This window comes from Caldimonas mangrovi (assembly GCF_023721835.1).
Taxonomy (GTDB): Bacteria; Pseudomonadota; Gammaproteobacteria; order Burkholderiales; family Burkholderiaceae_C; genus Caldimonas; species Caldimonas mangrovi.
Genome location: NZ_JAMKFE010000001.1, coordinates 304353 through 323746 on the forward strand (window position 1 = coordinate 304353; position 19394 = coordinate 323746).

Consider the following 19394-nt stretch of genomic DNA (forward strand, 5'->3'; position numbering starts at 1 on the left):
CCCACGATGAGCCAGAAACGTACCTTCCAGATCTACCGCTACGACCCGGACAAGGACGCCAAGCCCTACATGCAGACCCTCGAGATCGAACTCGAGGGCAACGAGCGCATGCTGCTGGACGCGCTGGTCAAGCTCAAGGCGGTCGATCCGACCCTGTCGTTCCGTCGCTCCTGCCGTGAAGGCGTGTGCGGCTCGGACGCAATGAACATTAACGGCAAGAATGGCCTGGCGTGCCTGACCAACATGCGCACGCTGCCCGGCACCATCGTGCTGCGCCCACTGCCCGGCCTGCCGGTGATCCGCGACCTCATCGTGGACATGACGCAGTTCTTCAAGCAGTACCATTCCATCAAGCCCTACCTCGTCAACGACACCCCGCCGCCCGAGAAGGAGCGCCTGCAGACGCCCGAGGAGCGCGAAGAGCTCGACGGTCTGTACGAATGCATCCTGTGCGCGAGCTGCTCCACGAGCTGCCCCAGCTTCTGGTGGAACCCTGACAAGTTCGTCGGGCCCGCCGGCCTGTTGCAGGCCTACCGCTTCATCGCCGACAGCCGCGACGAAGCGACCGGCGAGCGCCTGGACAACCTGGAAGACCCGTACCGCCTGTTCCGTTGCCACACGATCATGAACTGCGTCGACGTCTGCCCGAAGGGGCTGAACCCGACAAAGGCGATCGGCAAGATCAAGGAACTGATGGTCAGGCGCGCGGTGTAAGCCGCTTCAGGCTGTTCAGCTGCAAGCAAGGCCTATCATGGACACTGCGCTTCTCGACGAACGGGCCCTGAGCAAGCTGCGCTGGCGTTGCCGCCGTGGCCTGCTCGAGAACGACCTGTTCGTCGAGCGGTTCTTCGCTCGCCACGAGAGCACCCTGACGGTGCGGCAGGCGCAAGGGCTGCAGGCCCTGATGGACTTGTCCGACAACGATCTGCTGGATCTGCTGCTGGCCCGCAAGGAACCGGACGGCGAACTAGATCGGCCCGAGGTCCGCGAGGTCCTCCGGTCGATGCGCCAACCGGCCTAACGACTCTCGAAAACCCCCAAGGAAATGCCATGACACCGTCAGACGTGAAAGCCACCCTTTCGTTCTCCGATGGCAGCCCCAACATGGAGCTGCCCATCTACAAGGGCACCATCGGCCCGGATGTGATCGACATCCGCAAGCTGTATGCGCAGACCGGCAAGTTCACGTACGACCCGGGCTTCCTGTCGACCGCGTCGTGCAATTCGAGCATCACGTATATCGACGGCGACAAGGGCGAGCTGCTGTATCGCGGCTACCCGATCGAGCAGCTGGCGGTGAACTGCGATTTCCTCGAGACCTGCTACCTGCTGCTGTACGGAGACCTGCCGAACGAAGCCCAGAAGAAGGATTTCGTCTCCCGGGTGACCAACCACACGATGGTCAACGAGCAGATGCAGTTCTTCCTGCGCGGCTTCCGCCGCGATGCACATCCGATGGCCGTGCTGACCGGCCTGGTGGGCGGACTGTCGGCCTTCTATCACGACAGCACCGACATCAACAACCCGGAACACCGTGAGATCTCGGCGATTCGCCTGATCGCGAAGCTGCCGACGCTGGTGGCGATGGCCTACAAGTACTCGATCGGCCAGCCGTACATCTATCCGAAGAACTCGTTGAACTACGCCGCGAACTTCACCCGCATGATGTTCGCGACACCGTGCGAGGAGTACGAGCCGAACGACGTGGTGGTGCGCGCGCTCGACCGCATCTTCATCCTGCATGCCGACCACGAGCAGAACGCCTCGACCTCGACGGTGCGCCTGTGCGGCTCGTCCGGCACCAACCCGTTCGCGGCCATTGCCGCGGGCGTGGCCTGCCTGTGGGGCCCGGCGCACGGTGGTGCCAACGAGGCCTGCCTGAACATGCTGGAAGACATCCAGAAGATGGGCGGCGTGGCCAAGATCGGTGAGTTCATCGGCAAGGTCAAGGACAAGAACTCCGGCGTGCGCCTGATGGGATTCGGCCATCGGGTCTACAAGAACTACGACCCGCGTGCCAAGCTGATGCGTGAAACCTGTCACGAAGTGCTGACCGAGCTGGGCCTGGGCGGCGACCCGCTGTTCAAGCTGGCGATGGAACTCGAGAAGATCGCACTGGAAGACGAATACTTCGTCTCGCGCAAGCTCTACCCGAACGTCGACTTCTACTCCGGCATCGTCCAGCGTGCGATCGGGATCCCGGTATCGCTGTTCACCGCGATCTTCGCGTTGGCACGGACTGTCGGCTGGATTGCCCAGCTCAACGAGATGATCGGCGACCCCGAGTACAAGATCGGCCGTCCGCGCCAGCTCTATGTCGGCTCCGGCAAGCGCGACGTGAAACCGATCGGCCAACGAGGCTGAGGAGTCCTGGCCGGTCTCCTCGACCTGTCGCCACAGCAAACCCCGGCCCTGGAGCCGGGGTTTTTGCTGCTGTGCAACTAAAATCGACGGTTCGCGCTCCGCGCAACTCCACGCAACTGCCACTCGCGAGTCACCCATGGGCCGCACGCTGTACGACAAGATCTGGGACGAGCACGTCGTCCACACCGAGGAAGACGGCACCGCCGTCCTCTACATCGACCGCCATCTCGTCCACGAGGTGACCAGCCCGCAGGCCTTCGAGGGCCTCGACATCGCGGGCCGCAAGGTGTGGCGCCTGTCGGCCAACCTCGCAGTGAGCGATCACAACGTGCCGACGACCGACCGCAGGCAGGGCATCGCTGACCCGATCTCGCGCCTGCAGGTCGATACGCTCGACAAGAACTGCGACCGCTTCGGCATCACCCAGTTCAAGATGAGCGACAAGCGCCAGGGCATCGTGCACGTGATTGGCCCGGAGCAGGGCGCCACGCTGCCCGGCATGACCGTGGTCTGCGGTGACTCGCACACCTCCACGCACGGCGCCTTCGGGGCGCTCGCGCACGGCATCGGCACCAGCGAGGTCGAGCACGTGCTGGCCACGCAGACGTTGCTGGCCCGGAAGGCCAGGAACATGCTGATCAAGGTCGAGGGGCAAGTGCCGCGCGGCTGCGGCGCCAAGGACATCGTCCTGGCGATCATCGGCCGCATCGGCACGGCGGGCGGCACCGGCTACACGATCGAGTTTGCCGGCAGCGCGATCCGGTCGCTCAGCATGGAAGGGCGCATGACGGTGTGCAACATGGCGATCGAGGCAGGTGCCCGCGCTGGGTTGGTGGCCGTCGACGACACCACCATTCAATACGTCAAGGGCCGGCCGTACTCGCCGGCCGGCGTCGAGTGGGACCAGGCCGTGGCCTACTGGCGCACACTGCATTCCGACGCCGATGCCGAATGGGATGCTGTCATTGAACTCGACGCGGCGCAGATCAAGCCGCAGGTGACCTGGGGTACGTCGCCGGAGATGGTGCTCGCTGTCGACGACCGAGTACCCGACCCCGAGAAGGAGAAGGACGCTGTCAAGCGTGCCGCGATCGAGCGCGCGCTGCAATACATGGCGCTGGAACCGAACAGGGCGATGAGCGACATCCGCATCGACAAGGTATTCATCGGTTCGTGCACCAACTCCCGCATCGAGGACCTGCGCGAGGCGGCGGCCGTGGTGCGGCGTGTCGGCGGCCGCGTCGCTTCCAACGTGAAGCTTGCGATGGTCGTGCCGGGTTCGGGTCTCGTGAAGGAACAGGCCGAGCGCGAAGGGCTGGACCAGGTGTTCAAGGCGGCCGGTTTCGAGTGGCGCGAACCGGGCTGCTCGATGTGCCTGGCGATGAACGCCGATCGGCTGGAGCCGGGCGAGCGCTGCGCCTCCACCTCGAACCGCAACTTCGAGGGCCGCCAGGGCGCCGGTGGTCGCACTCACCTCGTCAGCCCTGCGATGGCGGCAGCCGCTGCGATGGAAGGGCATTTCGTGGACGTGCGGCGCATTGCCGGAGGGACGTGAGGAGAGAGGCGCATGAAACAACGCATTGCACTGCTGATCGCCGCCCTTGCCATGCTGGCCGGCTGCAATACCTTCCAGGGCTTCGGCAAGGACGTCCAGAAGGCCGGCGAGAAGATCGAGGACGCCGCCGCCCGCCGCAAATAGCCGAGTGGGCCCCGGCCGGAAGACCGGCCCTCACGACAAGAGACACACCATGCAAGCATTTCGAGTGCACAAGGGGCTGGTGGCCCCGATGGACCGCGAGAATGTCGACACCGACGCCATCATTCCGAAGCAGTTCCTGAAGTCCATCCAGCGCACCGGGTTTGGGCCGAATCTGTTCGACGAATGGCGCTACCTGGATGCCGGCCAGCCGGGCCAGGACCCGGCTGCGCGCAAGCCGAACCCGGATTTCGTGCTCAACCAGCCGCGCTACCGGGGTGCGTCCGTCCTGCTCGCGCGCAAGAACTTCGGCTGCGGCTCCAGCCGCGAGCATGCGCCGTGGGCCATTGAACAGTACGGCTTTCGCGCCTTGATCGCGCCGAGCTTCGCTGACATCTTCTTCAACAATTGCTTCAAGAACGGGTTGCTGCCCATCGTGCTGGCCGAGCACGAGGTCGCCAGGCTGTTCGACGAGGTGCACGCCTTCGTGGGCTACGAATTGACGGTGGATCTGGAGCGTCAGGTCCTGGTGAAGCCGGACGGCACCGAGTTGGCGTTCGATGTGCAGCCCTTTCGTAAGTACTGCCTGCTCAACGGCTTCGACGACATCGGTCTGACGCTGCGTCACGCCGAGAAGATCAAGGCCTTCGAGGCAGAACGGCTCGCGACGAAGCCATGGCTGAACCACAGGATCGTCTGACCCCCCTTACAGCCTTCGACCGCCCCTCAAGGGGCGCCACTGGCGGACCGCGGAGCCGGATCCGGATCCACGGCGGCCGCTGGCTCACGTGATGCCTGGCCCGCCGGGCCTGCGAGGAAAGAAATGATGAAGATTGCAGTGTTGCCGGGTGACGGCATCGGGACCGAGATCGTGGCCGAGGCCGTGAAGGTGCTGCGTGCACTGGACCTGCCGTTCGAAACGGAAGAAGCGTTGGTCGGCGGTGCCGCCTATGAAGCGCACGGCCATCCGCTGCCGGATGCGACGCTCAAGCTCGCCCAGGAGGCGGATGCGGTGCTGTTCGGTGCCGTCGGCGACTGGAAGTACGACAAGCTCGAGCGTGCGCTGCGGCCTGAGCAAGCCATCCTGGGCCTGCGCAAGCACTTGGAGCTGTTTGCCAACTTTCGCCCGGCGATCTGCTACGAAGAGCTCACGCATGCGTCGAGCCTGAAGCCTGAGCTGGTCGCCGGGCTCGACATCCTGATCATCCGCGAGCTGACCGGCGACATCTACTTCGGCCAGCCACGCGGGCGCCGCACATCGCCGGATGGTCCTTTTGCCGGTCAGCCGGAAGCCTTCGACACCATGCGCTACAGCCGCCCGGAAATCGAACGTATCGCACACGTCGCCTTCCAGGCCGCTCGCAAGCGAGGCAAGAAGGTCACCAGCGTGGACAAGGCCAACGTGCTGGAGACCTTTCAGTTCTGGAAGGACGTGGTGACCGAGGTGCATGCGCAGTACCCCGACGTGGAGCTGGAACACATGTACGTCGACAACGCGGCGATGCAGTTGGTGAAGGCGCCGAAGAAATTCGACGTGCTGTTCACCGGCAACATGTTCGGCGACATCCTCAGTGACGAGGCCGCCATGCTGACCGGCTCGATCGGCATGCTGCCGTCGGCGTCGTTGAACGCGCGCGGGCAAGGTTTGTACGAGCCCAGCCACGGCTCCGCGCCCGACATCGCCGGCAAGGGCGTTGCCAACCCGTTGGCGACCATCCTCAGTGCGGCGATGATGCTGCGCTTCAGCCTGAACCAGGAAGCCGCGGCGGCGCGCATCGAGGCGGCAGTGAAAAGCGTACTGGCGCAAAACCTGCGCACCGCCGATATTTACAGCGAAGGCACGACGAAGGTCGGCACGAAGGAGATGGGCGACGCGGTTGTCGCCCGCCTGAAAGCGCAGGGCTGACACCGGCGAGCATGGGCCGACGGCCCTCGACTTCAGGCCGGCCCGGTGCCGCCGCGACGGCACCGGGCCGGCTCCAAGAGCAAGACTGAACAGGATCAAGAGAAATGGCGACGACTTTGGTAGGACTGGTGGGCTGGCGCGGTATGGTCGGCTCGGTGCTGATGGACCGCATGCAGCAGGAGAACGACTTCGCGCTGATCGAGCCGGTGTTCTTCAGCACCAGCAATGCGGGCGGCGCAGCCCCGTCGATGGCGAAGAACGAAACCACGCTGAAGGACGCCTTTGACCTCGAGGCGCTGAAGCGCTGCGACGTCGTCATCACGGCGCAAGGCGGCGACTACACCACCGAGGTCTTCCCGAAGCTGCGCGCGGCGGGCTGGAGGGGGCACTGGATCGACGCAGCCTCGACGCTGCGCATGAAGGACGACGCCGTCATCGTCCTTGACCCGGTCAACCTGCCCGTCATCAAGAATGCGCTCGTGCAGGGCGGCCGCAACTGGATCGGCGGCAATTGCACCGTCAGCTGCATGCTGATGGGCGTCGGTGCGCTCTACAAGGCGGGACTGGTCGAGTGGATGAGCACGATGACCTACCAGGCGGCGTCGGGCGGCGGCGCGCAGCACATGCGCGAGCTGCTGACGCAGTTCGGCACGCTGAACGCCGAGGTCAGGGCACTGCTTGGCGACCCGAAGAGCGCGATTCTCGAGATCGACCGCAAGATCATCTCGAAGCAGCGCGCGCTGTCGACCGATGAGACCGCGAACTTCGGCGTGCCGCTGGGCGGCTCGCTGATCCCGTGGATCGACAAGGATCTCGGCGACGGCGTCAGCCGCGAAGAGTGGAAGGGCGGCGCCGAGACCAACAAGATCCTCGGCATCGGCCCCGGCTTCGCGGCACCCGCCATTCCTGTCGATGGCTTCTGCGTGCGTGTCGGCGCGATGCGGTGCCACAGCCAGGCGTTGACTTTCAAGCTGAAGAAGGATGTGCCGCTGGCCGACATCGAAGCGATGATCGCCAACGACAATGCCTGGGTGAAGGTGGTGCCGAACACGCGCGAGGCGACGGTGCGTGACCTGACGCCGGTGGCCGTCACGGGCACTCTGACCATTCCCGTGGGGCGCCTGCGCAAGATGGCGATGGGGCCGGAGTACCTGGGTGCGTTCACCATCGGCGACCAGCTCCTGTGGGGGGCGGCCGAGCCGTTGCGACGCATGTTGCGCATTCTGCTGGACGCCTGAAAAAGCGTGCCCCGGGCACAGGGGCGTTGTGGACAGGCGACAGTAAACGCCCCGTTACAACGCCCCCATTCGCTAAAGAATGTCAGTAATTGCATGAGCTTGTCAGCGTATCTGCTTGATGTTATTGTGATTTCTGCAATTCCCTGCGGGGTTTTAGTGAACTATGCTCCTCAGAATGAAGGCCGTGCTGGGTCGGCCGCTTGATCCATTGGGAGACGCCTTGAAACGAAACAAACGATCCGTAGGGCGTTTCGCTCTGTCGGGAGTCGCTGCCGCGGCCATGTTCCTGGCTGCCGGCAATGCGGCTGCGCTCGGCCTCGGGCGACTGACAGTGCAATCCGCGCTGGGTGAGAACCTGCGCGCCGAGATCGACGTCACCAGCCTGACGCCGGAGGAGGAAGCGAACTTCCGCGCCCGCATCGCCGCACCGGACGCCTACCGGGCCGCCGGCGTCGAGTACAACCAGGCTTTGCCGGGCGCACAGATCACGCTGGAGCGGCGCACCGATGGCCGCCCTTACCTGCGCATACGCAGCGACCGCGTCGTGCAGGAGCCTTTCGTTGACGTGATCCTTGAGCTGTCCTGGGCCTCGGGCCGGCTGGTGCGCGAGTACACGCTGTTGCTCGACCCGCCGACGACACGCCAGGCTGCTGCTCCGGCGGCGCCTCCCGCCATGTCTTCACAGGCACCCGCGCCGCGTGCCGCGGCGCCGGCACAGGCTCCGGCCGCTGCACCCGCAGCCCGCGCTCCGGCGCCCGCCCCCGCCGCAGCCGCTGCTCCCGCTCCTGCCGAGCGCCGCCAGACGGCTCGCTCGGAAGCATCGCCGTCGGGCGCCGACGAGATCGACGAGTACACCGTGCGCCGCGGCGATACGCTTTACGGCATCGCGTCGCGCGTGCAGCGCTCGGGCGTATCGCTCGACCAGATGCTGGTCTCGCTGTACCGGGCCAACCCCCAGGCGTTCATTGGCGACAACATGAACCGCCTGAAGAGCGGGACCGTGTTGAACGTACCGGGGGCTGAACAGGCCCAGTCGGTCTCGCAGGCGGAAGCCCGCCAGGTGATCCAGGCCCAAAGCGCTGATTTCGCGGCCTACCGCCAGCGTCTGGCGGGTGCGGTTCCCGACGCCGGCACCAGTGAACCGAGCCGTGAGGCCTCCGGCAAGGTCGAGGCCGCCATCGAAGACCGCAAGGCGGCCGCTGCGCCGTCACCCGACCGTCTGACCCTCAGCAAGGGCGGTGTTGCCGCTGCTGCCAAGGGGCCGACGCCGGAGGAGCGTATCGCGAAGGAGCGTGAGCGCCGCGAAGCCGAGACCCGCGTTGCCGAGCTGTCGCGCAACCTCGACGATCTGAAGAAGATGGCCCCGGCCGCCAGTGCACCGGCCGCGGCTCCCGCCCCGGCGCCGGCTGCGCCTGCCGCGCCCAGCGTGCAGGTTCCGGTTGCAGCACCTGTGGTGCCGGCGCCCGCTTCTGCGCCTTCGACCACGGTGGCCGAGGCGCCGGCTTCCGCTCCTGCGATGGAGGCGCCGGCCGCCAGCGTTGCCGAGGCCTCTGCGCCCGAAATCGCCGACGCTGCCAGTGTGCCCGCCTCGGCGCCCGCCGCGGTCGAGCCGCAGCCGCGGCCCCCAGTCGCCGCCCGCGAAGAACCTGGCATGCTTGACGAATTGCTCGAGAACCCGCTGGTGCTGCCGGCGGCGGGCGGCCTGGTCGCGCTGCTGCTCGGCTTCGGCTTCTACCGCCTGCGCGCGAAGTCCAAGAAGGACAGCGGCGAAACGTCGTTCCTCGAAAGCCGTCTCCAGCCCGACTCGTTCTTCGGCGCGAGCGGCGGTCAGCGCATCGACACGAAGGACGCGTCCGGAGCGCCTTCGTCGCTGAGCTACTCGTTGAGCCAGCTCGATGCCATCGGCGACGTCGATCCGGTCGCCGAGGCCGACGTCTATCTGGCCTATGGTCGGGACCTGCAGGCCGAGGAGATTCTGAAAGAGGCCATGCGCGCCAACCCGGACCGCCTGGCCATTCGCACCAAGCTGCTGGAGGTCTACGCCAAACGCCGCGACACCAAGGGTTTCGAACTGCTGGCAACGCAGCTTTACGGGCTGACGGGTGGCGAGGGCGAAGACTGGGCCCGGGCGCAGGAACTGGGTCAGCAGATCGACCCCGAGAACACGCTGTACAAGCCCGGCGGGGCACCGGCCGAGGCGAAGTTCGCCGAAGGTCGCGCCGAACCGCTGGGGGCCAGTACGATGCCGCAGTCCATCATGCCGACGCCCTCGAAGTTCGAGGACCCGGCAGACGCTGGGATCGATCTGGACCTCGACCTGCCGCTGGGCAATACGCCGGCTGCGCCGCCGATGGACCCGGACGTCACCAAGCCGTTCAATGCCCCGCCGGCGGCCGAGCTGCCGGCACTCGACGCGCTCGATTTTTCGACGCCCGCACCGGCTCCGGCGTCTGCGGGTGTTCAAGACCTTGACATGGCTTTCGACCTGCCAGACGTGGCAGCGCCTGCGCCCGCCCCGGCTGCGGGGCCGTCGTCGAAGGCGATGGAATTCGATCTCGGCGGCATTTCGCTGGACCTCGATGGCGTCAAGGAAGCTGCACTCAACTTCGGTTCGCCGCGCAGCCAGCCAGGTGGCCTCGACGAACTCGCTGACCTGGATCTGGGTGGCGGCGAGGCGGGCGATCCGCTGGCCCGCAAGCTCGAGCTGGCAGAAGAATTTCGTCAGATTGGCGACCGCGAAGGTGCACGCGAACTGCTGCAGGAAGTGGTGACGAAGTCGAGTGGCGCATTGAAGGCCAAGGCCGAGACCATGCTCGCCGAGTTGGTCTGACCGTAGTGCAGCAGCCGGGAGCCGCACCGCATTGAGGATCGCGCTCGGCGTCACCTATCGCGGAACCGCCTACAACGGCTGGCAGAGCCAGCCGGGCGGTGTCACCGTCCAGGATCGTCTCGAAAACGCCCTGAGCCGTTTTGCCGGCCAGGGCGTTCGTACGATCTGCGCCGGTCGCACCGATGCCGGGGTGCACGGGATGAACCAGGTGGTTCACTTCGACACGGCACTGGAGCGCGAACCCTTTTCCTGGGTGCGCGGTCCGAACACCTACCTCCCTGCCGATGTCGCCGTGCAGTGGTGCCACCGGGTGTCCGATGGCTTTCACGCCCGCAACAGCGCGCTCGGGCGCCGCTATGCCTACATCCTGCGTGAGTCGGCGGTGCGGCCGGCTCTGGAAACCGGCCTGGCGGGTTGGGTGTTTCGGCCGCTGGATGGCGCGGCGATGCGCGCGGCCGCGTCGTTGCTGATCGGCGAACATGACTTTTCGGCCTTCCGTTCTTCGGAATGCCAGGCGAAATCACCGGTCAAGACGCTGCGCGAGATCACGATCGAACGGCACGGGGCATACTGGCGGTTCGAGTTCGAGGCGAGCGCCTTCCTGCACCACATGGTGCGCAACCTGATGGGCTGCCTGGTTGCGGTGGGCGCTGGCAGCCAGCCGCCCCAGTGGGTGGGCGAGGTGCTCGCAGGACGCGACCGCCGCCGTGCGGCGCCGACGTTTTCGCCCGACGGGCTGTACTTCCTCGGGCCGCGTTACGACCCGGCCTACGGACTGCCGCAGAGCAATCTTGCGGCGGACTGGTTGCCATGACGAGCCTCTACGCATGCAGCACCCACAACGCACACGCATCAAGATCTGCGGTCTGACCCGCGAGGCCGATGTCGACGCTGCCGTCGAAGCCGGCGCCGATGCGGTCGGCTTCGTGTTCTATGCGGCCAGCCCGCGTGGCCTGACCCCGCAGCGCGCGGCGGTGCTGGCGCGTCAGCTGCCGCCCTTCGTGACACCGGTGGGGCTGTTCGTCAATGCCGAGCCTGCCGATGTTGCAGCGGCCTGCGAGCGGATACCGAACCTGCTGTTGCAGTTCCACGGCGACGAGGTGCCCGATGCCTGCGAGCGGTACGGCCGGCCCTACCTGCGCGCGGCCCGGATGTCACCCGGCTTCGATTTGCTACACTTTGCGGCTCGATACGCCACCGCGTCCGCGCTTTTGCTGGACGCCTTCGTCGAAGGCTATGGTGGCGGCGGAAAGGTCTTCGATTGGTCACTCATTCCACCAAGCGTTCCCCGTCCAGTCGTTTTGTCTGGTGGGTTAACGCCTGCAAACGTGACCGATGGGATTCTTCAGGTACGGCCCTGGGCCGTTGATGTGAGTTCCGGCGTCGAAAGCGCGAAGGGCATCAAGGATGCCGATGCGATCCGCCGGTTCTGTGTAGCCGTCCGCGAAGCCGATGCTCGCGTCGCGACGCCGAAGCTTGAACAGCGCCACTTCCTGACCTGAAGCCATGATTCAGTATCAACAACCCGACGCCCGGGGTCATTTCGGGCCGTACGGCGGCTCCTTCGTCGCCGAAACCCTCGTCCACGCGCTGGACGAACTGAATGCCGCCTACGAGAAGTACCGCACCGATCCGGCGTTCGTCGCCGAATTCCGCAACGAGCTGGCGCACTACGTCGGCCGGCCCAGTCCGGTCTACCACGCCGCGCGCACCAGCCGCGAGATGGGCGGCGCGCAGATCTTCCTGAAGCGCGAAGACTTGAACCACACTGGCGCGCACAAGATCAACAACACGATCGGCCAGGCCTTGCTGGCCAAGCGCATGGGCAAGCCACGCGTCATCGCCGAGACGGGTGCCGGCCAGCACGGCGTCGCGACGGCGACGATCTGCGCGCGCTACGGCCTTGAATGTGTCGTCTACATGGGCAGCGAGGACGTCAAGCGCCAGTCGCCGAACGTCTACCGCATGCATTTGCTCGGTGCCAAGGTGGTGCCGGTCGAAAGCGGCTCGAAGACCTTGAAGGACGCGCTCAACGAGGCGTTGCGCGACTGGGTCACCCACGTCGAGAACACCTTCTACATCATCGGCACCGTCGCCGGTCCGCACCCCTATCCGATGATGGTGCGCGACTTCCAGAGCGTGATCGGTGATGAATGCGTGAAGCAGATGCCTGAGATGACCGGCCGCCAGCCCGATGCGGTGGTGGCGTGCGTCGGCGGGGGCAGCAATGCCATGGGCATCTTCTATCCGTATATCCCTTATGAAGAAACGCGACTGATCGGCGTCGAGGCTGCAGGACAGGGGCTCGAGACCGGCAGGCATGCGGCCTCGTTGAGTGCCGGCTCGCCCGGGGTGTTGCACGGCAACCGGACCTATCTGCTGCAGGACGACAACGGCCAGATCATCGAGACGCATTCGGTCTCGGCCGGCCTCGACTATCCCGGGGTGGGCCCCGAGCATGCGCACTTGAAAGACATCGGCCGTGCCGAGTATGTCGGCATCACCGACGACGAGGCACTGCAGGCCTTCCACTACCTGTGCCGCACCGAAGGCATCATTCCGGCGTTGGAGTCCAGCCATGCCGTGGCTCATGCGATGAAGCTCGCCAAGACCATGCGCCCTGACCAGTCCATTCTCGTGTGCCTGTCCGGCCGCGGCGACAAGGACATCGGCACCGTCTCGACGCTGACAGGCACCAGCCTGCCGGACGTGCAACTGCCGGGAGCGACGCAATGAGCCGCATCCAGCAGACGTTCGCCCGCCTGCAGCAGGCGCGGCGCAAGGCGCTGATTCCCTATGTGACGGCAGGCGACCCCTACCCCGAGGCGACAGTCGAGTTGATGCTTGCGCTGGCGCGCAATGGCGCCGATGTGATCGAACTCGGCGTGCCGTTCTCCGACCCGATGGCTGACGGTCCGGTCATCCAGAAGGCGGCCGAGCGGGCCCTCGCGAAGGGTATCGGCATGGCGCAAGTGCTGGCCTACGTGCGGGAATTCCGTGCGAAGGACAACGTCACGCCCATCGTACTGATGGGCTACGCGAACCCCATCGAGCGCTATGACCAGCGTCACGGCGCCAGCGCTTTTGTCGCCGCTGCCCAGGCGGCCGGCGTGGACGGCGTGCTGGTGGTCGACTATCCGCCGGAAGAATGCGAGGACTTCGCCGCGACGCTGGCCTCGCACGGCATGGACCCGATCTTCCTGCTCGCACCCACCTCGACCGAGCAACGCATGAAAGACGTCGGCCGCGTCGCCAGCGGCTATGTCTATTACGTTTCGCTGAAGGGCGTCACCGGCGCGGGCCACCTCGATACCCGGGCGGTCGCCGAGATGGTGCCGCGCATCAAGTCTCACGTGAAGGTGCCGGTCGGCGTGGGTTTCGGCATCCGCGACGCCGCGACCGCCAAGGCAGTGGGCGCGGTGGCCGACGCCGTCGTGATCGGCTCCCGCCTGGTGCAATTGCTCGAAGAACAGCCGCGCGAACGCGTGGCAGACGCAGGAGGGCGCTTCATCGCGGAGATCCGCGCTGCCCTCGACACTCTCTCGGAAGGAGTTCACGCATGAGTTGGCTCGAAAAACTGCTGCCCAACAAGATCCAGCAGACCGACCCGGCCGAGCGCCGCTCGGTGCCGGAAGGCCTGTGGATCAAGTGCCCGTCGTGCGAATCGGTGCTTTACAAGACCGACCTCGAGCAGAACGTCTACGTCTGCCCCAAGTGCTCGCACCACCACCGCATCAGCGCGCGTGCACGGCTCGATAAGTTCCTCGACGCCGAGGGGCGCTACGAGATCGGCCAGGAGGTCGTTCCGGTCGACCCGCTGAAGTTCAAGGACAGCAAGAAGTACCCCGATCGCCTGAAGGACGCGATGGAGACCACCGGCGAGACCGATGCGCTCGTCGTGATGGGCGGCGCCGTGCACAGCATCCCGGTCGTGGCGGCGTGCTTCGAGTTCGACTTCATGGGCGGCTCGATGGGCTCGGTGGTCGGCGAGCGCTTCGTGCGGGGCGTCGAGACCGCGGTGGAGCAGAAGACACCCTTCATCTGCTTCACGGCCACCGGCGGCGCCCGCATGCAGGAAGGCCTGCTGAGCCTGATGCAGATGGCCAAGACGAACGCCGCACTGACCCAACTGGCGAAGGCGAAGTTGCCTTACATCAGCGTGTTGACCGACCCGACCATGGGCGGGGTGTCGGCGAGCTTCGCCTTCATGGGCGATGTCGTGATGGCCGAGCCGAAGGCGCTGATCGGTTTTGCCGGGCCGCGAGTGATCGAGAACACCGTGCGCGAGAAGCTGCCGGAAGGCTTCCAGCGGTCGGAGTTCCTGCTGCACAAGGGGGCGCTGGACATGATCATCGACCGTCGCGAGTTGCGGCAAACGGTGGCGCGCGCGCTGGCGATGTTGCAACGGCAGCCGGCCGACGCGGTGGCTTGACGACGCTTCGCGGCCTCTGTGCCGTTTGATTTGGCAATATGAAAACCGGCAGGCGAGCCTGCCGGTCGGAATGAGGAGGCCGGACAGGATGAGGAAATCCTGTCCGGCAGGGGCTTGAGCTGGAGGACCAGCTCAAATCCCTGCAAGAGCCCCCAAGCCCACCAGCAGCATGCTGAGCACCAGACCTGCGGCACCCACACCCCGAAGGATGTTGCGTGCCTTCTGGCGGTGCTTGCCGAAGCATGCACCCACCTCACCAGCGCTGGCTTTTGCCACTCCACCCAGGAGGGCGAAGTAGGCGCCAGCCTTCACCAGGAGGTGAGAGGCACTGTCCACATGGTCGACGATGGCGAAGGCCAGGCAGATCATGAGGACAGGGAGCAGGACTGCGGAAAGGAATGAGATGAGGATGTGCTTCAGGCTTCCCAGCCCTGAGTAGGAGTGGCGAGTGGTGCCAGTCTTGCCAGAGTGGGTGGGACGAGAAGACGCGCTCATGGCGACGTTTCCTTCCGGGAGGACAACAGGGGACCTTGCAGAGATGTGACTGGGGCGTTCCCGACAGGGAGACCCGAGCACGAGCAGGGTGTAGGGCGCCCCGGCTTCGGTACAAGGGGGGCTGGACATGTAGTTACCATCGCTGGGCCGGCGCTCGACCGTCGCTACCCGGCCCTGTCGTCTTCAGCCCTGTTTCAGCGGCCGCTTGCACTCCATTTCTTTGCAATGCCTACCTCCGTGCCAACTTCTCTGTCCGAATGGCTCGCTCACTGCGAGCGGTTGCACCCTGCCACCATCGACCTCACCCTCGCCAGGGTGCAGGCGGTCGCTGAGCGGCTCGGGCTGCGCTTCGAATGCCCCGTCTTCACCGTGGCCGGCACCAACGGCAAGGGCTCGACCTGCGCGATGCTCGAGGCCATCCTGCTGCAAGCTGGCTATCGCGTGGGCGTCTACACGTCGCCGCACCTGGTGCATTTCGAGGAGCGCTGCCGCGTCAACGGCGAGGTGGTGCAGGCCGACGCGCTGCTGCCGCACTTCGAAGCGGTCGAGCAGGCGCGCGGCGGCGAGTCGCTGACCTATTTCGAGTTCACGACGCTGGCCATCCTTCGGCTGCTTTCCGTGAGCGAGCTTGATGCCGCGGTGCTGGAAGTGGGCCTGGGCGGCCGGCTCGATGCGGTGAACGTCATCGATGCCGATTGCGCGGTGATCACCAGCATCGACCTCGATCACATGGATTTTCTCGGGCCCGACCGCGTATCGATCGGCCGCGAGAAGGCGGGCATCATGCGGCCGGGCAGGCCAGCGGTGGTCAGCGACCCGATGCCGCCGGCCAGCGTGATCGAGCATGCACAAGCCATCGGCGCCGATCTTCGGCGATTCGGGCACGATTTCAACTACGCCGGGCAGCAAGGCGGCACCGGCGGTTGGCAGCAGTGGTCGTGGGCCGGGCGCAGCAAGCGCTACAACGGGCTGGCGTACCCGGCACTGCGCGGCGCGAACCAGTTGCTGAACGCCTCCGGCGTGCTTGCTGCGCTGGAGACGCTGCACCAGCGGCTGCCGGTCACCGCGCAGGCGGTGCGCAACGGGCTCGCACTGGTGGAGTTGCCGGGACGGTTCCAGATCGTGCCGGGGCAGCCGACGCTGGTGCTCGACGTCGCCCACAACCCGCACGCGGTGGCCACGCTGGCGCAGAACCTCGACCAGATGGGCTTCTACCCGCGCACCCATGCGGTGTTCGGCGCGATGGCAGACAAGGACGCTGCGGCCATCCTGAGGCGCATGGCGCCGCTGGTGAACGCCTGGTACTTCACCGACCTGCCGACGTCCCGCGCATCCAGTGCGTCGGCGCTGGCCGGCCTGTGGAGAGAGAGCGCCGGGACGCTGGGTGTCTCCGCCGGCCAGACCACCGCAACATGTCACGCGAGCCCGATGCAGGCCTTGCATGCGGCCCTCGAAGCTGCAGACCCCACTGATAGAATCCTCGTCTTCGGTTCGTTCTACACGGTGGGGGGCGTGCTGGAGCAGGGAGTGCCCCGGCTCACGGCAAAACACGTCGGCTGACTGCTCCCTTCCGGGCCGCCGGGCCTCCTTGTCTGTCCACCGCCGCGGTTCAACTTCTTCGACGCATGGGTTTGCTCTCCTTCTTCAAGCGTTCTGCGGCAAACCCGCCCGCACCCGCTGCGGCGCCCGAATCGGTCGAGCAGGCGCGCGCGCGCGCGCGCCACCGTCTGATCGGCGCTGCCGTGCTGGTCCTGATCGGCGTGATCGGGTTCCCGCTGCTGTTCGAGACCCAGCCCCGTCCCATCCCCGTCGACCTGCCGATCGAGATCCCGCAGCGCGACGGTGCGCCGCCCCTCGCGGTCCCGGCGCCGAAGCCCGCACCCGAGCCGACACAAGCGCCAGCACCTGCCGAACGCAGCGGTGACGTGATCGATGAATCGGCGGCCGAGGCCGGGCGGGAGGTCGCCGCCGATCCCACGGCTCCGATGCCGGCGCCTCGGCAGGAAACGGCCCGCGCCGAGCCCAAACCTGCCGCAGCCACGCCGCCCAAGCCCGAACCGTCCCGTCCGGAACCGCCCAAGCCGAGCGCCACCGATGCTGCGCGTGCACGGGCCCTGCTCGAAGGGCGCGATACGGCCAAGCCTGCTGCGGCCGCTTCCGACAGCCGCTTTATCGTCCAGGTGGGCGCCTACAGCGAAACCGGCAGTGCGCGCGACATGCGGCTGAAGGTCGAAAAGCTCGGCCTGAAGACCTACACGCAGGTGATCGACACCGGATCGGGCAAACGCGTGCGCGTGCGTGTCGGTCCCTTCGCGAGCCGCGAAGAGGCCGATCGTGCTGCTGCGAAGCTGAAGGCCGCGGGCCTGCCGTCGGCCGTGCTGACGCTTTGAACGATGGCGTTCGCCTGGGTCGACATCGCGCTGCTGGCGCTGCTGCTGATCTCGATGATCGTCGGCCTGGTGCGCGGCCTGGTGTTCGAGGTGCTGTCGGTGGCCGGCTGGGTGGTGGCCTACGTGGCCGCACAGTGGATGACGCCGCACATCGCGCACCAGATCCCGATCGGCACGAGCGGCTCGATGATCAACCACGTCGCCACCTTCGCGATTGTCTTCATCGGCGCGTTGTTCATCTGGGGGCTGGGCGCCTGGCTCGTCAAGAAGCTGGTGCGGGCGAGCGTGCTGAGTGCCGCTGACCGGGTGTTCGGCGCGGGTTTCGGGTTGGTGCGGGGCTTGTTGATTGCACTGGTCGTCGCCACCTTGGTGACCTGGACACCGCTGGCGCGCAGCGCCGCCTGGCAGGAATCGCGTGGCGCAGCCATGCTGCAGGACGTGCTCTCGGGCTTGAAACCCCTCATGCCGGCAGAGCTGGCGCAGCGGCTACCCTAGCGGATAGCGCAAGACGGAAGGTGAAGTTATGTGCGGCATCGTAGGCGTCATCTCGAAGGCGCCGGTCAATCAGCTGATTTATGACGCGCTGCTGCTGCTGCAGCACCGCGGACAGGATGCGGCCGGCATCGTCACGGCCACGGGCAGGAAGTTCTTCATGCACAAGGCGCGCGGCATGGTGCGCGACGTCTTCCGCACCCGCAACATGCGCGCGCTGCCGGGGACCATGGGCTTGGGCCAGGTGCGCTACCCGACGGCGGGCAACGCCTACAACGAGGAAGAGGCGCAGCCCTTCTACGTCAACGCGCCGTTCGGCCTGGTGCTGGTGCACAACGGCAACCTGACCAACGCCCATGCGTTGCGCCAGGAACTGTTCGCGATCGACCGTCGGCACCTGAACACCGATAGCGACTCCGAAGTGCTGCTCAATGTCGTGGCGCACGAACTGGAGCTTGCCGCTCGCGATCTGCCGCTGACGCCGGAAGAAGTCTTCAAGGCGGTGCGTGCGGTGCATCGCCGCATCAAGGGCTCGTATGCGGTGGTCTGCCTGATAGCAGGCCATGGCCTGCTGGTGTTTCGCGACCCCTACGGTATCCGCCCGCTGTGCTATGGCGAGGCCGAGACGCCGGACGGCAAACAAGTCCTGGTGGCCAGCGAATCGGTCGCTCTGGAAGGCACCGGCCACCGGGTGGTGCGGGACGTGGCGCCGGGCGAGGCGCTGTTCATCGACCTCGACGGCAATGTGCACGCCCAGCAATGCGCCGAGCAGCCGTCGCTGCACCCGTGCGTGTTCGAGTTTGTCTATCTCGCACGGCCGGATTCGGTGATCGACGGCATGTCGGTCTACCAGGCTCGCCTCAACATGGGCGAGACGCTGGCGCAGCGCGTGATCTCGACGATGCCGCCGAGCGAGATCGACGTCGTGATTCCCATTCCGGAATCGAGCCGCCCGTCGGCGATGCAGCTGGCACAGAAGATCGGCAAGCCGTACCGCGAAGGCTTCGTGAAGAACCGCTATGTCGGCCGCACCTTCATCATGCCGGGGCAGTCGGTGCGCAAGAAGTCGGTGCGGCAGAAGCTGAATGCCATCGCGCAGGAGTTCAAGGGTCGCAATGTGCTGCTGGTCGACGATTCCATCGTGCGCGGCACCACGTCGAAAGAGATCGTGCAGATGGCACGCGAAGCCGGGGCCCGCAAGGTCTACATGGCCTCGGCCGCGCCGCCGGTGCGCTTTCCGAATGTCTACGGCATCGACATGCCGACCAAGAGCGAGCTGATCGCGCACGACCGCAGCATCGAGGAGATCCGGCAGTTCATCGGCGCCGATGCCTTGATCTATCAGGACGTCGCCGCGATGAAGCGGGCGGTCGGAATGCTGAACCCCAGGATCGAGGGCTTCGAAGCGTCGTGCTTCGACGGTTGCTACATCACCGGAGACGTGTCGGCCGAGGACTTTGCTGCGATGGCAACGCAACGCGCGTCGCAGGGCGACGAGGAAGACGCGCAGCGTTCGCGCCTGTCGCTGCAAAGCGCCGGCGAACATTGACG

19 protein-coding genes are annotated in these 19394 nt (G+C 66.1%); 18 read left to right on the plus strand and 1 reads right to left on the minus strand.

The window, feature by feature from the left end; translation table 11 throughout:
- The first annotated feature begins 6 nt into the window (after window positions 1-6).
- The 14 genes from M8A51_RS01475 to accD all read left to right on the plus strand — a co-directional run bounded on the left by M8A51_RS01475 (window position 7) and on the right by accD (window position 14466).
- The gene (locus M8A51_RS01475) at window positions 7-714 is read left to right on the plus strand and encodes a succinate dehydrogenase iron-sulfur subunit (RefSeq protein ID WP_251776341.1); all 708 of its coding nucleotides are present in this window, start codon (window positions 7-9) and stop codon (window positions 712-714) included.
- Between the two features lie 37 nt (window positions 715-751).
- Entirely contained in the window at window positions 752-1021 is a 270-nt protein-coding gene (locus M8A51_RS01480; RefSeq protein WP_251776342.1) for an FAD assembly factor SdhE, read from the plus strand.
- A gap of 29 nt (window positions 1022-1050) precedes the next feature.
- A complete protein-coding gene (locus M8A51_RS01485) occupies window positions 1051-2364 on the plus strand; it encodes a citrate synthase (protein ID WP_251776343.1) in 1314 nt (437 codons plus the stop codon).
- Window positions 2365-2500: 136 nt separating this feature from the next.
- Window positions 2501-3919, plus strand: a complete 1419-nt coding sequence (gene leuC, locus M8A51_RS01490; protein ID WP_251776344.1) for a 3-isopropylmalate dehydratase large subunit — start codon at window positions 2501-2503, stop codon at window positions 3917-3919.
- Between the two features lie 12 nt (window positions 3920-3931).
- Window positions 3932-4063 (plus strand): entericidin A/B family lipoprotein, encoded by a 132-nt coding sequence (locus tag M8A51_RS01495; RefSeq protein WP_251776345.1) that lies wholly within the window; start codon window positions 3932-3934, stop codon window positions 4061-4063.
- Window positions 4064-4112: 49 nt separating this feature from the next.
- Complete coding sequence (gene leuD, locus M8A51_RS01500; RefSeq protein WP_251776346.1) at window positions 4113-4760, plus strand: 3-isopropylmalate dehydratase small subunit; 648 nt, start codon at window positions 4113-4115, stop codon at window positions 4758-4760.
- Between the two features lie 126 nt (window positions 4761-4886).
- Window positions 4887-5966, plus strand: a complete 1080-nt coding sequence (gene leuB / locus M8A51_RS01505; protein ID WP_251776347.1) for a 3-isopropylmalate dehydrogenase — start codon at window positions 4887-4889, stop codon at window positions 5964-5966.
- A gap of 104 nt (window positions 5967-6070) precedes the next feature.
- Window positions 6071-7204, plus strand: coding sequence for an aspartate-semialdehyde dehydrogenase (asd, locus tag M8A51_RS01510; RefSeq protein WP_251776348.1), 1134 nt, complete (start codon window positions 6071-6073; stop codon window positions 7202-7204).
- A gap of 280 nt (window positions 7205-7484) precedes the next feature.
- Window positions 7485-10034, plus strand: a complete 2550-nt coding sequence (locus M8A51_RS01515) for a FimV/HubP family polar landmark protein (protein ID WP_251776349.1) — start codon at window positions 7485-7487, stop codon at window positions 10032-10034.
- 31 nt (window positions 10035-10065) lie between these two features.
- The gene (truA, locus tag M8A51_RS01520; RefSeq protein ID WP_251776350.1) at window positions 10066-10848 is read left to right on the plus strand and encodes a tRNA pseudouridine(38-40) synthase TruA; all 783 of its coding nucleotides are present in this window, start codon (window positions 10066-10068) and stop codon (window positions 10846-10848) included.
- A gap of 13 nt (window positions 10849-10861) precedes the next feature.
- Window positions 10862-11536, plus strand: coding sequence for a phosphoribosylanthranilate isomerase (locus M8A51_RS01525; protein ID WP_251776351.1), 675 nt, complete (start codon window positions 10862-10864; stop codon window positions 11534-11536).
- A 4-nt stretch (window positions 11537-11540) separates the two neighbouring features.
- Complete coding sequence (gene trpB / locus M8A51_RS01530) at window positions 11541-12770, plus strand: tryptophan synthase subunit beta (RefSeq protein ID WP_251776352.1); 1230 nt, start codon at window positions 11541-11543, stop codon at window positions 12768-12770.
- A complete protein-coding gene (trpA, locus tag M8A51_RS01535; protein WP_251776353.1) occupies window positions 12767-13597 on the plus strand; it encodes a tryptophan synthase subunit alpha in 831 nt (276 codons plus the stop codon). Before trpB ends, trpA begins: the two co-directional genes overlap by 4 nt.
- The gene (gene accD / locus M8A51_RS01540) at window positions 13594-14466 is read left to right on the plus strand and encodes an acetyl-CoA carboxylase, carboxyltransferase subunit beta (protein WP_251776354.1); all 873 of its coding nucleotides are present in this window, start codon (window positions 13594-13596) and stop codon (window positions 14464-14466) included. The genes trpA and accD overlap by 4 nt, the downstream gene beginning before the upstream one ends.
- 132 nt (window positions 14467-14598) lie before the next feature.
- Here the strand turns inward: accD and M8A51_RS01545 are convergent, their stop codons facing one another.
- Window positions 14599-14961, minus strand: a complete 363-nt coding sequence (locus M8A51_RS01545) for a hypothetical protein (protein WP_251776355.1) — start codon at window positions 14959-14961, stop codon at window positions 14599-14601.
- 237 nt (window positions 14962-15198) lie between these two features.
- Between M8A51_RS01545 and folC the strand changes: the two genes are divergently transcribed.
- From folC to purF, 4 genes are all read left to right on the plus strand, one after another.
- Window positions 15199-16521, plus strand: a complete 1323-nt coding sequence (gene folC / locus M8A51_RS01550) for a bifunctional tetrahydrofolate synthase/dihydrofolate synthase (protein ID WP_407062187.1) — start codon at window positions 15199-15201, stop codon at window positions 16519-16521.
- Window positions 16522-16586: 65 nt separating this feature from the next.
- Window positions 16587-17351: an SPOR domain-containing protein gene (locus tag M8A51_RS01555; RefSeq protein WP_251776357.1), complete on the plus strand. Its 765-nt coding sequence runs from the start codon at window positions 16587-16589 to the stop codon at window positions 17349-17351.
- 3 nt (window positions 17352-17354) lie between these two features.
- Window positions 17355-17846 carry a CvpA family protein gene (locus M8A51_RS01560; RefSeq protein ID WP_251776358.1) on the plus strand — a complete coding sequence of 164 codons (492 nt, stop codon included), beginning with the start codon at window positions 17355-17357 and terminating at the stop codon, window positions 17844-17846.
- 28 nt (window positions 17847-17874) lie between these two features.
- Window positions 17875-19392: an amidophosphoribosyltransferase gene (gene purF, locus M8A51_RS01565; RefSeq protein ID WP_251776359.1), complete on the plus strand. Its 1518-nt coding sequence runs from the start codon at window positions 17875-17877 to the stop codon at window positions 19390-19392.
- The last annotated feature ends 2 nt before the right edge of the window (window positions 19393-19394 follow it).

What these genes read in the sequence shown, in the direction of transcription:
- M8A51_RS01480 (WP_251776342.1), top strand. Translation starts at nt 752, where the DNA reads ATGGACACTGCGCTTCTCGACGAACGGGCCCTGAGCAAGCTGCGCTGG.
- asd (WP_251776348.1), top strand. Translation starts at nt 6,071, where the DNA reads ATGGCGACGACTTTGGTAGGACTGGTGGGCTGGCGCGGTATGGTCGGC.
- leuB (WP_251776347.1), top strand. Translation starts at nt 4,887, where the DNA reads ATGAAGATTGCAGTGTTGCCGGGTGACGGCATCGGGACCGAGATCGTG.
- M8A51_RS01485 (WP_251776343.1), top strand. Translation starts at nt 1,051, where the DNA reads ATGACACCGTCAGACGTGAAAGCCACCCTTTCGTTCTCCGATGGCAGC.
- M8A51_RS01525 (WP_251776351.1), top strand. Translation starts at nt 10,862, where the DNA reads ATGCAGCACCCACAACGCACACGCATCAAGATCTGCGGTCTGACCCGC.
- leuD (WP_251776346.1), top strand. Translation starts at nt 4,113, where the DNA reads ATGCAAGCATTTCGAGTGCACAAGGGGCTGGTGGCCCCGATGGACCGC.
- M8A51_RS01555 (WP_251776357.1), top strand. Translation starts at nt 16,587, where the DNA reads ATGGGTTTGCTCTCCTTCTTCAAGCGTTCTGCGGCAAACCCGCCCGCA.
- trpA (WP_251776353.1), top strand. Translation starts at nt 12,767, where the DNA reads ATGAGCCGCATCCAGCAGACGTTCGCCCGCCTGCAGCAGGCGCGGCGC.
- M8A51_RS01560 (WP_251776358.1), top strand. Translation starts at nt 17,355, where the DNA reads ATGGCGTTCGCCTGGGTCGACATCGCGCTGCTGGCGCTGCTGCTGATC.
- trpB (WP_251776352.1), top strand. Translation starts at nt 11,541, where the DNA reads ATGATTCAGTATCAACAACCCGACGCCCGGGGTCATTTCGGGCCGTAC.
- accD (WP_251776354.1), top strand. Translation starts at nt 13,594, where the DNA reads ATGAGTTGGCTCGAAAAACTGCTGCCCAACAAGATCCAGCAGACCGAC.
- M8A51_RS01545 (WP_251776355.1), bottom strand. Translation starts at nt 14,961, where the DNA reads ATGAGCGCGTCTTCTCGTCCCACCCACTCTGGCAAGACTGGCACCACT.
- M8A51_RS01515 (WP_251776349.1), top strand. Translation starts at nt 7,485, where the DNA reads ATGTTCCTGGCTGCCGGCAATGCGGCTGCGCTCGGCCTCGGGCGACTG.
- purF (WP_251776359.1), top strand. Translation starts at nt 17,875, where the DNA reads ATGTGCGGCATCGTAGGCGTCATCTCGAAGGCGCCGGTCAATCAGCTG.
- M8A51_RS01495 (WP_251776345.1), top strand. Translation starts at nt 3,932, where the DNA reads ATGAAACAACGCATTGCACTGCTGATCGCCGCCCTTGCCATGCTGGCC.
- leuC (WP_251776344.1), top strand. Translation starts at nt 2,501, where the DNA reads ATGGGCCGCACGCTGTACGACAAGATCTGGGACGAGCACGTCGTCCAC.
- M8A51_RS01475 (WP_251776341.1), top strand. Translation starts at nt 7, where the DNA reads ATGAGCCAGAAACGTACCTTCCAGATCTACCGCTACGACCCGGACAAG.